The 12,452-nt window shown below is 69.1% G+C and carries 11 protein-coding genes; 8 read left to right on the forward strand and 3 right to left on the reverse strand.

Going from position 1 to position 12,452, the window contains the following annotated elements:
* Window positions 1–67 precede the first annotated feature (67 nt).
* The 3 genes from dhaK to dhaM are packed head-to-tail and all read left to right on the forward strand — an operon-like array spanning window position 68 to window position 2,369.
* Window positions 68–1,069 carry a dihydroxyacetone kinase subunit DhaK gene (gene dhaK, locus AC3ANP_RS06050; RefSeq protein ID WP_488332431.1) on the forward strand — a complete coding sequence of 334 codons (1,002 nt, stop codon included), beginning with the start codon at window positions 68–70 and terminating at the stop codon, window positions 1,067–1,069.
* 2 nt (window positions 1,070–1,071) lie between these two features.
* The gene (dhaL, locus tag AC3ANP_RS06055; RefSeq protein WP_488332984.1) at window positions 1,072–1,698 is read left to right on the forward strand and encodes a dihydroxyacetone kinase subunit DhaL; all 627 of its coding nucleotides are present in this window, start codon (window positions 1,072–1,074) and stop codon (window positions 1,696–1,698) included.
* Window positions 1,695–2,369 carry a dihydroxyacetone kinase phosphoryl donor subunit DhaM gene (gene dhaM / locus AC3ANP_RS06060; RefSeq protein ID WP_488332432.1) on the forward strand — a complete coding sequence of 225 codons (675 nt, stop codon included), beginning with the start codon at window positions 1,695–1,697 and terminating at the stop codon, window positions 2,367–2,369. Before dhaL ends, dhaM begins: the two co-directional genes overlap by 4 nt.
* A gap of 4 nt (window positions 2,370–2,373) precedes the next feature.
* Here dhaM and AC3ANP_RS06065 read toward each other — a convergent pair whose 3' ends face one another.
* Window positions 2,374–3,267, reverse strand: a complete 894-nt coding sequence (locus AC3ANP_RS06065; RefSeq protein ID WP_488332985.1) for an HhH-GPD family protein — start codon at window positions 3,265–3,267, stop codon at window positions 2,374–2,376.
* Window positions 3,268–3,576: 309 nt separating this feature from the next.
* Between AC3ANP_RS06065 and AC3ANP_RS06070 the strand changes: the two genes are divergently transcribed.
* Window positions 3,577–4,290 (forward strand): hypothetical protein, encoded by a 714-nt coding sequence (locus AC3ANP_RS06070; protein WP_488332433.1) that lies wholly within the window; start codon window positions 3,577–3,579, stop codon window positions 4,288–4,290.
* Between the two features lie 96 nt (window positions 4,291–4,386).
* On the opposite strand, the gene disA is transcribed toward AC3ANP_RS06070, so the two are convergent.
* Window positions 4,387–5,463 (reverse strand): DNA integrity scanning diadenylate cyclase DisA, encoded by a 1,077-nt coding sequence (gene disA, locus AC3ANP_RS06075; protein WP_488332434.1) that lies wholly within the window; start codon window positions 5,461–5,463, stop codon window positions 4,387–4,389.
* A 326-nt stretch (window positions 5,464–5,789) separates the two neighbouring features.
* Between disA and AC3ANP_RS06080 the strand changes: the two genes are divergently transcribed.
* The 3 genes from AC3ANP_RS06080 (at window position 5,790) to ppk2 (ending at window position 10,019) form a co-directional block, all read left to right on the forward strand.
* Window positions 5,790–7,403 (forward strand): peptide chain release factor 3, encoded by a 1,614-nt coding sequence (locus tag AC3ANP_RS06080; protein ID WP_488332435.1) that lies wholly within the window; start codon window positions 5,790–5,792, stop codon window positions 7,401–7,403.
* A gap of 187 nt (window positions 7,404–7,590) precedes the next feature.
* Window positions 7,591–8,955 (forward strand): protein kinase domain-containing protein, encoded by a 1,365-nt coding sequence (locus AC3ANP_RS06085; RefSeq protein WP_488332436.1) that lies wholly within the window; start codon window positions 7,591–7,593, stop codon window positions 8,953–8,955.
* 128 nt (window positions 8,956–9,083) lie between these two features.
* Window positions 9,084–10,019, forward strand: a complete 936-nt coding sequence (ppk2, locus tag AC3ANP_RS06090; RefSeq protein WP_488332437.1) for a polyphosphate kinase 2 — start codon at window positions 9,084–9,086, stop codon at window positions 10,017–10,019.
* Window positions 10,020–10,070: 51 nt separating this feature from the next.
* Here ppk2 and AC3ANP_RS06095 read toward each other — a convergent pair whose 3' ends face one another.
* Window positions 10,071–11,273, reverse strand: a complete 1,203-nt coding sequence (locus AC3ANP_RS06095; RefSeq protein ID WP_488332438.1) for a PucR family transcriptional regulator — start codon at window positions 11,271–11,273, stop codon at window positions 10,071–10,073.
* A gap of 97 nt (window positions 11,274–11,370) precedes the next feature.
* Here AC3ANP_RS06095 and AC3ANP_RS06100 point away from each other — a divergent pair, with 97 nt between their 5' ends.
* Window positions 11,371–12,444: a ferredoxin reductase gene (locus AC3ANP_RS06100; RefSeq protein WP_488332439.1), complete on the forward strand. Its 1,074-nt coding sequence runs from the start codon at window positions 11,371–11,373 to the stop codon at window positions 12,442–12,444.
* Window positions 12,445–12,452 lie beyond the last annotated feature (8 nt).

Consider the following 12,452-nt stretch of genomic DNA (forward strand, 5'->3'; position numbering starts at 1 on the left):
TAGCGGCGCTGCCGGGCTGGTAGTAGGGTCTAGCCATTAGCGAGGACACCATCCAGGGAGCGCCGCCGTGAAAAAACTTATCAATGATCCCAGAGCCGTGGTCGACGAGTCGGTGGAGGGTTTCGGGCTGGCCCACGCCGACCTGGTGACCGTCCACCCGGACCCCAAATTCATCGTCCGCAAGGACGCCCCGGTGGCCGGCAAGGTGGGCATGGTCTCCGGCGGCGGCAGCGGCCACGAACCCCTGCACGGCGGCTACGTCGGCATGGGAATGCTCGACGCCGCCGTGCCGGGGGCGGTGTTCACCTCGCCCACCCCGGACCAGATCCTGCCGGCGACGCTCGCGGTGAACTCCGGCGCCGGCGTCGTACACATCGTGAAGAACTACACCGGCGACGTGCTGAACTTTGAAACCGCCGCCGAACTGGCGCAGGCCGAAGGAGTGGAGGTCCGTACGGTGCTCGTCAACGACGACGTCGCCGTCCAGGACTCGCTCTACACCGCGGGCCGCCGCGGCGTGGGCGGGACTGTCCTGGTCGAGAAGATCGCCGGGGCCGCCGCCGAACGTGGCGACAGCCTGGACGCCGTGGCGGCGCTCGGTGACCGCGTCAACCAGAACGTCCGCAGCATGGGCGTGGCCCTGACCGCATGCACCGTCCCGCACGCCGGGGTGCCCAGCTTTGACCTCGAGGACAACGAGATTGAGATCGGCATCGGCATCCACGGCGAGCCGGGACGGCACCGGATCCCGCTGGAAGGCGCCGACGGCATCACGGACCGGCTGTTGGACCCGGTGGTCAGCGACCTTGGCCTTGCCTCCGGTGACCGGGTCCTGCTGTTCGTCAACGGCATGGGCGGCACCCCCCAAAGCGAGCTGTACATCGTGTACCGCCGCGCGGCGCAGCGGCTCGCGGACCAGGGCGTCACCGTGGCGCGCTCGCTGGTGGGCAACTACATCACCTCCCTCGAGATGCAGGGCTGCTCCATCACCGTCCTGCGCCTCGACGATGAAATGACCGAACTCTGGGACGCGCCGGTCCACACGGCGGCGCTCCGCTGGGGCGTGTGAAGGTGGGGCTGGACGTCAACTGGGCGGTGCGGTGGCTGACGCTGTCCGCCGAAGCCATGGCCGAACACCGGGTGGAGCTGATCGACCTCGACCGTCCGATCGGCGACTCAGACCACGGCGAGAACATGGACCGCGGCTTCAAGGCGGTGCTGGCCAAGCTCGGCGAAACGCCGCCGGACACTGCCGCGGCAGCGCTAAAACTGACAGCCATGACGCTGATGTCGAAGGTGGGCGGCGCCGCCGGTCCGCTGTACGGCACGGCCTTCCTGCGGGCTTCCACCGCCCTGGGTGACGCCGCCGACGTCGACGCCGCCGCCCTGGCCGGCGCCCTGCAGGCAGCGCGGGACGGCATTGTGGCCCGGGGCAAGGCCGAATCCGGGGATAAGACGATGGTGGACGCCTGGACTCCCGCCGTTGAGGCGGCCACCGCGGCTGCTGGCGGCGGCGACGTGCGCAAGGTCCTGGCGGAAGCGGCCACGGCCGCGGAAGCCGGGGCAGTGGCCACCGACCCGATGCTCGCCCGCAAGGGCCGGGCCAGCTACCTGGGGGAGCGGAGCATCGGCCACCGCGACCCCGGCGCCGTTTCCAGCGCCCTGATCCTGCGCGCCGCGGCCCTGGCGGCGGGATGACCGTCGGACTCGTCGTCGTCTCGCACAGCGAAAAGATCGCCGACGGCGCCGCGGAACTCGCCGGCCAGATGGCACCGGACGTGCTGATCGTTCCCGCCGGCGGCACCGACGACGGCCGGATCGGAACCAGCCTGGAGAAAATCATGGCCGCGCTGGAACAAGCCGCCGGCGGCGACGGCGTCGTGGTCCTGACCGACCTCGGCTCCGCGGTCATGACAGCCGAATCTGCGGTGGAGTTTGCGGCCGACCCCGCAGCCGTGCACCTGGCCGACGCGCCGCTCGTCGAGGGGCTCGTCGCCGCCGCCGTCGCCGCGCAGGCAGGCGCGGACGCCGGGGCGGTGAAGTCGGCGGCAGAAGCCGTGTACCGGCCGCCGGACCACCCGCACGGCCCGGACCACGAGCGCCGGCAGCCGCCGGACGCGCAGGGGGACTTCGAACTCATTAACCAGGCCGGGATGCACGCGCGGCCGGCCGCGAAGATCGCAGGCGGCCTTGCGGGGATGGACGCCGAGGTCAGCATCAACGGCGTCGACGGGGCCTCCATGACGGAACTGATGATGCTCGGTGCCGGCAAGGGCACGGTGCTGCACGTCGAGGCCAGCGGACCCGACGCGGCCAGGGCCGTGGACTACCTCGGCGGCCTGATCCGGGCGGGCTTCGGCGAGGCGTAGCGGCTCAGCCGGGCAGCCGCAACCCGGCCGGGTGCATTTCGGCCAGTCCGTCAGTGAGCAGGCCCTCCACCGCACGGTCCAGCTGTTCGGGCGCCGTGTTCAGCCGGTGCAGCGCCGCGAGCGGCACCCCGACCCCCGGCACCCCGATCCTCGCGGCCCCGATCCCCGGCACCCCGATCCCCGCGGCCCCGCTCCCCGCGGCCCCGCTCCCCGCGGCCCCGAGGCCCAGGTCCGCCGGGGCACGTTCGAACAGCTCCCGGGGCACGGGCGACTCTGCCGCGCGCAGGACGGCCAGGACGGCCCCACGAACCTGCCGGTCCGTGCCGTGCCAGGCCTGCCCCTTGGGTGTGTAGGTGGGCGGTGGCTCGCCGGCCGCCAGCCAGGCGCAGGAGCCGCGGACCGGGCAGGCGCCGCACTTGGGGGCCCGGGCGGTGCAGACCAGCGCGCCGAGTTCCATCACGGCGGCGTTCCAGCGGACCGACGCCGCGTCGTCGTCCGGCAGCAGCTGTGCGGCGAGCCGGGTCTCGCCGGCGGTCAGAGCCGGAGCCGGCAGTGCAGCGCCGAGGAACAGCCGGGCATGGACCCGGCGGATATTGGTGTCCACCACCGTCTCCCGGCGGCCGAAAGCGAACGCCGCGACGGCGGCCGCGGTGTAGCTGCCGACGCCGGGCAGCTCCAGCAGCGCGGCGTAACTGTCCGGTACCCGGCCACGGTGCTCACTGACGATGGCGACGGCGGCAGCGTGCAGCCGCAGGGCCCGGCGGGGGTAACCCAGCCGGCCCCAGGAACGGACCGCTTCGCCGGCCGGCTCGGCTGCCAGGCCCGCCGGCGTCGGCCACCGGTGCAGCCATTGCTCCCAGACGGGAAGCACCCGCACCACCGGGGTCTGTTGCAGCATGATTTCGCTGACCAGGACACCCCAGGCCGAGCAGTCCGCGGCCCGCCACGGCAGGTCCCGGGCCGTTTCGCCAAACCAGGAATCCAGGGCGGCGTGCAGCCGGGCGAGGGGAACGGCGGGGGTCCCCGCCGGGGTCACCGCCGGGGCGGAGACAAGGGCGGAGACGAGGGCGCTGGAGCCGGGGCCGGCAAGGCGTGCAGGGGTATCGACGAAGGCATTGATCCGACCAGCTTAATAGAGATGCGTGCCATAGTGCGGATGGCGGCGTGGTGGGACGCCATATCCGGCCGCGGTCCTTAGCCTAGAAGAATGGTCAGGCAAGGCAACTCAGGAACGCGCGGCACGGGGCCGGGTGCGTCCGCCAGGGGTAAGACCAGCCGCGGACCTGCCAAAAGACCCGTCAGCGCCGTTTACCGCCGCCGCCGGCTTTTCGCCGCGGCCATCCTGCTGTTGGTGCTGGCCCTCGCGGTGGGCGGTTTCGCGGCGATCTCCGGGGCCATGAACGGCGGGGAGCCGGCGCCGACCGGCGGCGCGTCACCGCAGCAGGAACGGTCCGGCGGTACGCAGGCCAGCGCTCCGGCCAGTCCTTCTGCAGATCCATCCCCGTCTGAATCGGGGGCGGCGCCGGGCGCGGGCAGCGGCTGCGATGCGAAGCTGCTGACGGTCACCGCCGCCACCGACAAACCTGCCTACGCGGCGGGGGAGAATCCGTTGCTCACCCTTAAGGTCACCAACGGCAACCGGGTCCCCTGCGAGGTCAACATCGGCACGTCGCAGATGGAGTACCTGGTCACCAGCGGCGCTGACCGGATCTTCTCATCCACGGACTGCCAGGCGGAAAGCAGTGACCTGGTGAAGACCATTGCCCCCGGCCGGAGTGAAACGGCGAACTTCCCCTGGACCCGCAACCGGACGGCACAGGGATGCACCGCGATTGCCGCCAAGCCCGCCGCCGGAACGTATGTTTTCACCGCCCGGCTGGGGAACAAGACCAGCCCCAAGGCGGTCTTCGAGCTCGGCTGACCCCCCTCGGCTAACCCCGTCGACTGCTCCGTAGGTGCCCTTTTGAGCGCCGAAAAGGGCGTCTACGGAGCAACGGACGAGGTTTGGGCGCGGCTTTTAGAGGAACCGGTCCAGCAGACTCGCCTCGGCCATCCGGCTCAGGCCCTCCCGGACCGTCCGGGCGCGCTGGTCGCCGATGCCGTCCACGGTCATCAGGTCATCGATCGTGGCGGCCATCAGGAACTGCAGGCCGCCGAAGTGGTCCACCAGGCGGTCCGCGACTGCCCTGGGAACCGCCTTCAGGCCGGAAAGCAGCCGGTAGCCGCGTGGCTGCACGACGGCGTCGAGGTTCGCCTCGCCGCCGGCGAAGCCTACGATGCCGGCGATCTTGCCCAGGTCGATGAGTTCGGTCGGCCCCAGGCTCACGAGGGCCTTGACGGCCTTGTCGATGTCGCCGGCTGACGCGCTCGGTCCCGAGTAGTCACGGATGATCACGTCGCTGCCCGGTCCGCGGCCCACGGTCAGTTCATCGAGCTGGAGCGAGAGCAGCCGCCCGTCTTCGCCCAACTCCAGCACGTACTGGGAAATCTCCTCCGAGATGCGCCGCACCATCTCCTGGCGCTGCAGGGTCACCGCCACGTCCCGGACGGTCACCATCGCCTCGATTTCCAGGGCCGACAGCGAGCTGGTCACCTGGTCCAGCCTCGACCTGTACCGCTCCAGCGTGGCCAGGGCCTGGTTGGCGCGGGCCAGGACCTTCTCGGAACCCTCGAGGACGTGGCGCAGGCCGTTGACGTAGAGCGCGATGATCTGCATCGACTGGCTCACCGAAATGACCGGGACGCCGGTCTGGATGGCGACGCGTTCGGCGGTCCGGTGCCGGGTGCCGGTCTCCTGGGTTTCGATGCTGGAATCGGGCACCAGTTGGACGCCGGCCCGCAGGATGTTGCTCGCATCCTTGTCGCAGACGATCGCACCGTCCATCTTGGCCAGTTCCCGCAGCCGGGTCGGCGAAAAGTCGATCCCGATTTCGAAGCCGCCTGAGCAGATGGATTCGATGGTCCGGTCGATGCCCAGCACGATCAGCGCGCCGGTCCGGCCGCGGAGGATGCGTTCCAGGCCATCCCGCAGGGCCGTCCCCGGTGCCACCCTGGCCAGCGTCGCCTTGAGTGCATCTTCGGGGCTCCGAGCCATGGGGTTTCCCTTCAAAGGTGCGGGCCGTGCCCGCAAGTACGCCGGTTTCATCGTTCGCCGGCAAGAACAAAAGTGCCCGGTTTCCCGTATGCACCATCATAGAGGCACGGGCGGCCGCTTTCCGCACGGACAAGCCCCAAAGTGCACCATTTCCTGCTCGCCGCGGCGCCGGAAAAACGGCCGCCCCCGTGCCGGCCGGGCCCCCGCTTTTGAGCACCCGCGACGGCGGCAACCCGGCCGGACCGGCGGCTGCGATAAACTTGGTCCGGGTGTACCGCGGGCTCTCCGCGCCGAGACCCGTCCCAAGCCGCAGCGAAAGTAGCACCGTGTCCCAAGAAGTCCACAGCCTCGCCAGAATCCACGAGATTCACCAGCAGGCAGCCCGGCGGCGGACCTTCGCAGTGATCTCCCACCCAGACGCCGGCAAGTCCACGCTCACCGAGGCCCTTGCGCTGCATGCCAAGGTGATCGGCACCGCCGGCGCGTCCAGCGGCAAGGCCAACCGCAAGGAAACCGTTTCCGACTGGATGCAGATGGAAAAGGACCGCGGCATTTCGATCAGCTCCGCGGCGCTCCAGTTCGCCTACCGCGACACCGTGATCAACCTGCTGGACACCCCGGGCCACGCCGACTTTTCCGAGGACACCTACCGTGTGTTGGCCGCCGTGGACTGCGCCGTAATGCTGGTGGACGCCGCGAAGGGCCTGGAAACCCAGACCATGAAGCTTTTCGAGGTGTGCAAGCAGCGGAACCTGCCGATCATCACCGTGATCAACAAGTGGGACCGGCCCGGCCTGGATGCCCTGGCCCTGATGGATGAGATCACCGAACGGACCGGACTGCTGCCGATGCCGCTGACCTGGGCGGTCGGCATTTCCGGCGATTTCCGCGGCGTCTGGGACCTGCGCAACGACCGTTTCGCCCGGTTCCAGCGCAACAACGCCGGCGCCAACATCGCGCTGACCGAATATTTCACGCCCGAAGAGGCCGCCCAGAGCCAGGGGGCGGACTGGTCCAACGCCGTGGACGAGGCCGGACTCGTGATCGAGTCCAACCTCGAGTTCGACGTCGAGGCCTTCCATGCGGGCAAGGCGACGCCGATCCTGTTCAGCTCCGCCGCGCTGAACTTCGGGGTCAAGGAGATCCTCGACGCGCTCGTTGATTTCGCGCCGCCCGCGGCGCCGCGGCCCGACGTCGACGGCGCCCCCCGGCCGGTCGATGCGCCGTTCTCCGGCTTCGTCTTCAAAGTCCAGGCCGGCATGAACAAGGCCCACCGCGACCACGTGGCCTTCATCCGGGTCTGCTCGGGAGTCTTCGAGCGCGGCATGGTGGTGACCCAGAGCCGGACCGGGAAGTCCTTCGCAACGAAATATGCCCAGCAGGTGTTCGGCCGTGAACGCGAAGTGATCGACGAGGCCTTCCCCGGCGACGTCGTGGGCCTGGTGAACGCGTCCTCGCTGCGCGTCGGAGACAGCCTGTTCCTGGACCAGCCGGTGGAGTTCCCGGCCATCCCGCTGTTCGCCCCCGAGCACTTCCAGGTGGCGCGCTCCAAAGACCCCAGCCGGTTCAAGCAGTTCCGCCGCGGCATCGAGCAGCTCGAGCACGAAGGCGTCATCCAGGTCTTGCGCTCCGACATCCGCGGCGACCAGGCCCCGGTGCTGGCCGCCGTCGGCCCGATGCAGTTCGAGGTGGTCGAAGACCGGATGGCCCACGACTTCAGCGCCCCGATGCGGCTCGAACGGCTGCCCTACTCGCTGGCACGGCTCACGACGGCGGACGCCATGCCGGTGCTGGCCAACGTGACCGGCGCCGAGGTGCTGCTGCGCTCCGACGGCGAATACCTGGCCCTGTTCAACGACGTCTGGGCCCTGCGCCGGATCGAGAAGAACCACCCGGACCTGACCCTGGTGCCGATCGGCACCCACAACCCGGCCAAGTAGCCGCCACGGCGCCCCGCTGCGCCCGGAGTTTCCGGCCGCGGCGTCTTCCTGAATCCGCATTCCGCGGTACCATAAGTAACCTTGCTAACTTCGCGGGCGCTGGCCGGGCAGGCCGGCTTGAGGATTGCTCCGCCTGTTCTGTCGGCGGACCCGTACCGAGGAACACGAAAACCCGTTGACGATATCTGTGGAACCCGGCCTTCTGCTCAGCGGACGGTACCGGATCGCGTCCCTCATTGGCAGGGGAAGCCAATCAACCGTTTACCGCGCAAGCGACGAGTTGCTGCAGCGCGAGGTGGCGGTCAAACTGTTCCGCAACGATGCGGAGGATCTTGAGCGCGCCCGCCGGCAAAGCCAGGAAGTCCGGATCGTCGCAGGGATGAGCCACCACGCCCTGGTGACGCTGTTCGACGCCGGCGCCGACCTGAGCAACCCTGATTCCCGGCTCAGCTACCTCGTGATGGAACTGGTGCGCGGACAAGACCTGCGCCGCCGGACCATTCAGGGCCCGCTCTCCGCCGCGCACATGGCCCACATCGGCCATGACCTGGCGGACGGCCTGTCCTATATCCACCATCGCGGGATCGTTCACCGGGACATTAAGCCCGCGAACATTTTGCTGGTGGATTACAGCAATGACGACCGCCGGCCCCGGGCCAAACTTACCGATTTCGGCGTGGCGGCCATCCTGGGGCAGGACCGTTCCGACCACGACGGCGGCACCTCCGGGACGCCCGCCTACCTGAGCCCCGAGCAGGCAGGCGGCGAACCTGCCGGCTCCGCCAGCGACATCTACTCGCTCGGGCTCGTGCTGCTTGAGGGCCTGACCGGAAAGATGGCCTATCCGGGGGCGCCGATCCAGTCCGCCGTTGCGCGGCTGCTGCATGACCCCCAGATTCCGGAGGAACTGGCCCCCATGTGGGTGGCTTTGCTGTCCTCCATGCTGGCCCGCGACCCGGCCGCCAGGCCGGAGGCCCGGGAAGTTTCCCTCGCCCTGCGCCAGGAAGTGATCAACAGCTCGGCGCGGCACCGGCAGCCCAGTGCACCGGCGGCATCGGCCAACGACGAGGACGGCCGGATGCGTGCCGTCGAACGCTACCGGATTCTGGACACCCCCGCGGACGGCGCGTTCGACCGGATCGCGGCGCTCGCGGCCCGGGTTTTTTCGGTGCCGGTGGCGATCGTCAGCGTGGTGGACCATGACCGGATCTGGTTCAAGGCACACCACGGCACCGATGTCACCCAGATCGGCAGGGACCCGGGGCTGTGCGCCTCGGCAATCCTGCAGGACGGTCCCTGGATCGTCGAGGACGCAGCCAGGGACGCACGCACGCTTTCCAACCCGCTCGTCGCCGGCGATTTCGGCCTGCAGTTCTACGCCGGGGTTCCGCTGCGCACCCCGGACGGCTACAACCTGGGCACGTTCTGCATCCTGGACCGGGAACCGCGCGAATTCAGTCCGGAAGATACCCGGACGCTAGAGGACCTCGCGGCGATCGTCATGAACGACCTGGAAATGCGGCTGCAGAGCCGGGAAGCCGTCGGCGGCTAGCGCCGGCTACGAACCGGCCTTCGCCAGCGGCGGCAGCTAAGGACGGACCTCGTTGGATCCCTGCCCGGGCAAAGCAAGGTCGGCGATGTTAAACTGACGGCTTCGCGGAGCAAGGAGGAGACTGGTCCATGACACAAGCGGACAGCCAGTGGACACCGGAGGACCATGGGTGGGTCCGGGAGAACCTTCGGGAGGCGATCGACCATCTGGTGGAGATGGGGTACATCGTGCGCGGCGGGCAGGGCGAAGACCCCGAGCTCATCGATCCCGGCGGTTCTGCGGTGGAGACGTGGCGGGAGGACTACCCGTACGAGGAACGGATGTCCCGGGAGGAGTACGAGCTGGAGAAGTACCGGCTGCAGGTTGAGCTGCTGAAGTTCCAGTATTGGGGCCAGGACAATGACCTTCGGCACGTGATCGTTTTCGAGGGCCGGGACGCCGCCGGCAAAGGCGGGACGATCAAGCGCTTCACCGAGCACCTGAATCCCCGGACGGCCCGTGCCGTGGCATTGAACAAGCCGTCGGACCGTGAACAAGGCCAGTGGTATTTCCAGCGCTACATCCAGCACCTGCCCACGTCCGGGGAGATCGTAATGTTCGATCGCTCCTGGTACAACCGGGCGAACGTCGAGCGGGTCATGGGTTTCTGCACCGATGAGGAGTACTCCACGTTCATGGACCAGGCGCCGATGTTCGAGAAGATGCTGGTGGACTCCGGGATCCACCTGACCAAACTTTGGTTCTCGGTCACCCGCCGCGAGCAGCGCACCCGCTTCGCGATCCGCCAGATCGACCCGGTGCGGCGCTGGAAGCTTTCCCCCATGGACCTCGCCTCCCTGGACCGGTGGGAGGACTACACAGAAGCCAAGGAAGCGACGTTCCTGCGCACCGACACGGACCAGTCTCCGTGGATCACCATCAGGTCCAATGACAAGAAGCGGGGGCGGATTAACGCCATGCGCTTCTTCCTCAACCAGTTCGACTACGCGGACAAGGACACCTCGGTGGTCTACGAGGCGGACCCGCTGATCGTCCGCCGCGGACGCGACGCCGGCGGCGACTAAAAATCCAAGGTCGGCTCTGGGCTGTTCAGCCGGGGTGAAGCCGCGCCCGGGCTAGCGCCTGCCGGCGCGCAGCGCCAGCTCCAGCTCGAACCGCGCCGTCGGGTCCTCGAGGGCATCGCCGAACAGTTCGCGCAGCTGCGCCGCCCGGTAGCCCACGGTCTGCGGATGGATGCCCAGTTCGGCGGCCACCGGTGCGCGCTGGCCCCAGTGGCGCAACCAGGAGAGCAGGGTTTCGGCGAGCCGCTCGCGCTGGGCCGGGCGGAGTGCCTCCAGCGGTGCCAGGCGGCGGTTCGCGAGCTCGGCGATGGCCGAGGGTTCGGCGCCGAGGATTACGGCCGCGAGGTGTTCGTCCGCCCAGATGGGCGGGTCTTCCGGGTTGTCCCGGACCGGCAGGACGGAGGCGGCGAGGACGGCCAGCCGCAGCGACTCGGGGACCTTTTCCCAGCTCCCGGCCGGCCCCACGGAAGCGCCGCGGCCCCGGAGCGCTTTTTCGAGCTCCCTGCGCGCTGCCTTGGATTTGCGCGCCGGGACCAGCGCCACGGCGTCGGTCTCGCGTTCGATCACCAGGGTGCCGGGCCCCAGCCCCAGGCGGAGCCCGGCAGCCCGGTCCACCGGCAGCGTGACAACGGACATCCGCTGCGGCAGGGACCAATCGGCCATGGCGGCACTTTGACGCAGCGCCGCCTCGTCAGCTTGGCCCAGGAGCAGCAGATCCAGCAGTTCGGTGCGCCGCCGGTCCACGGCCCCGGCACGTTCGGACTGCTCAAAGGCGTAAGCCTCGGCGCTGACCGCGGACAGCTCGTCGATGTACGCCAGAATCGATTCGCCCAGGTCCACCACCACGTTCTGGCCCAGATGGTGTTCGACCGAGACCTTGGACATTTCCCGGAAGGTGACGCGGGCGCCCATCCGGTAGGCGCTCAGCAGCGCGTCCATGCTCCGGCCCTGACGGAACTCGCCGCTGCCGAGTCCTGCCACGAGTTCGCGGCTCTCCGCCGAAAGCGCCGGCAGCGAGGTGCCGGGAAGCTGCAGGAACCGGTCCAGGGCCGTCGCCACGCCGCGCCGGAGCCCCCGCCCGAAACGGCCTTCGATCGGCCGCGCGTAGGCAGGAACCAACTGGGGGACGGCGCCGATGATGGCCTCGACAATGCCGGGCATGGTCGGCCGCAGCATGTCGCTGACCTCCTTGGGCAACGCCAGCCAGGGCGGATCATAAGCGGGGGAGCCGGGGGTGGCAGCGGGTGAAGTATCCATGGCGGCAATCCAAAACTGTTGTGCGGAGATAGTTTTCTAGGATCGATCGTATGCCTTGGGTGAAGAATTATGACCCATGCTGACATAGGATGGAATCATGATCCGGCTCCGTAAGCTGGCGCGCGCCGCATCTCTATTGACCACCCCGCTGGCTCCAGAAGACATTCTGTCGCTGTTCAACCCCGTGTTCTCCGCCCGCCAGTTGCGCGGCGTGGTCACCCGGGTGGTCCCGGAAACGGCCGACTCCGCCACCATTTTTTTCCGTCCCGGCCGAGGCTGGCAGGCACACCGCGCCGGCCAGTGGGCCCGCATCGGCGTCGAACTCGACGGCGTCCGTCATTGGCGGTCCTACTCGCTCAGCGCACCCGCCGGTGACGATCCCGCCATCACCGTCACCGACATGGGCGCCGTTTCCGGAACCCTGGTCCGCACCACCAAGCCCGGTGACGTGCTCTTCCTGGCTCCCCCGCAGGGCGACTTCGTCCTGCCGGAGCGCCCCCGCCCGTTGCTCATGCTCACCGCGGGCAGCGGCATTACGCCGGTGATGTCGATGATCCGCACGCTCGTCCCGCACCGCCCGGACGCCGACGTCGTGCTGATCCACACAGTGCGCTCCGCCGCGGACGCGATCTTCCGCGAGGAACTGGCCGAACTTGCCGACCAGTTCCCTAACTTCACCGTCACCCACTGGGTTAGCGGGGAGCGGGGGCGGCTGGACTTCGGCAGCGCCGACGCGCTGGACCGGCTGTGCCCGGACTGGCGCACCCGCGCCGCCTACGCCTGCGGTCCCACGGCTTTCCTGGACGACGCCGAAGCGCTTTGGGAAGCCGAGGAAGCGGCGGGTCCGGGTACTCCGGCCGGGACCCTGACTATCGAACGGTTCAGCACAAGCCTGGCCGGCGGTGAAGGGCACGACGGCGGTCTGGTCACCTTCGAGGCCTCGGACCGTGAAGTCGACGCCGACGGCGATACGTCCCTGCTCGACGTCGGTGAAGACGCCGGCGTCCTGATGCCCAGCGGGTGCCGGATGGGCATCTGCCACAGCTGCCTCATCCCGCTCCGGGCCGGGCAGGTCCGCGACCTGCGCACGGGCGAAGTCCTTGGCGAGCCCGGCCAACTAATCCAGACGTGTGTCACGGCAGCCGCCGGGCCCGTTAACCTCGACCTCTGAGGAGAACC

Source organism: Arthrobacter sp. JB02-1C, from assembly GCF_057748045.1.

Bases quoted from the DNA above. Each gene is read 5' to 3' on its own strand.
- dhaM (WP_488332432.1), top strand. From the start codon at position 1,695: ATGACCGTCGGACTCGTCGTCGTCTCGCACAGCGAAAAGATCGCCGAC.
- AC3ANP_RS06065 (WP_488332985.1), bottom strand. From the start codon at position 3,267: ATGCTGCAACAGACCCCGGTGGTGCGGGTGCTTCCCGTCTGGGAGCAA.
- AC3ANP_RS06070 (WP_488332433.1), top strand. From the start codon at position 3,577: ATGGTCAGGCAAGGCAACTCAGGAACGCGCGGCACGGGGCCGGGTGCG.
- disA (WP_488332434.1), bottom strand. From the start codon at position 5,463: ATGGCTCGGAGCCCCGAAGATGCACTCAAGGCGACGCTGGCCAGGGTG.
- ppk2 (WP_488332437.1), top strand. From the start codon at position 9,084: ATGACACAAGCGGACAGCCAGTGGACACCGGAGGACCATGGGTGGGTC.
- AC3ANP_RS06095 (WP_488332438.1), bottom strand. From the start codon at position 11,273: ATGGATACTTCACCCGCTGCCACCCCCGGCTCCCCCGCTTATGATCCG.
- AC3ANP_RS06100 (WP_488332439.1), top strand. From the start codon at position 11,371: ATGATCCGGCTCCGTAAGCTGGCGCGCGCCGCATCTCTATTGACCACC.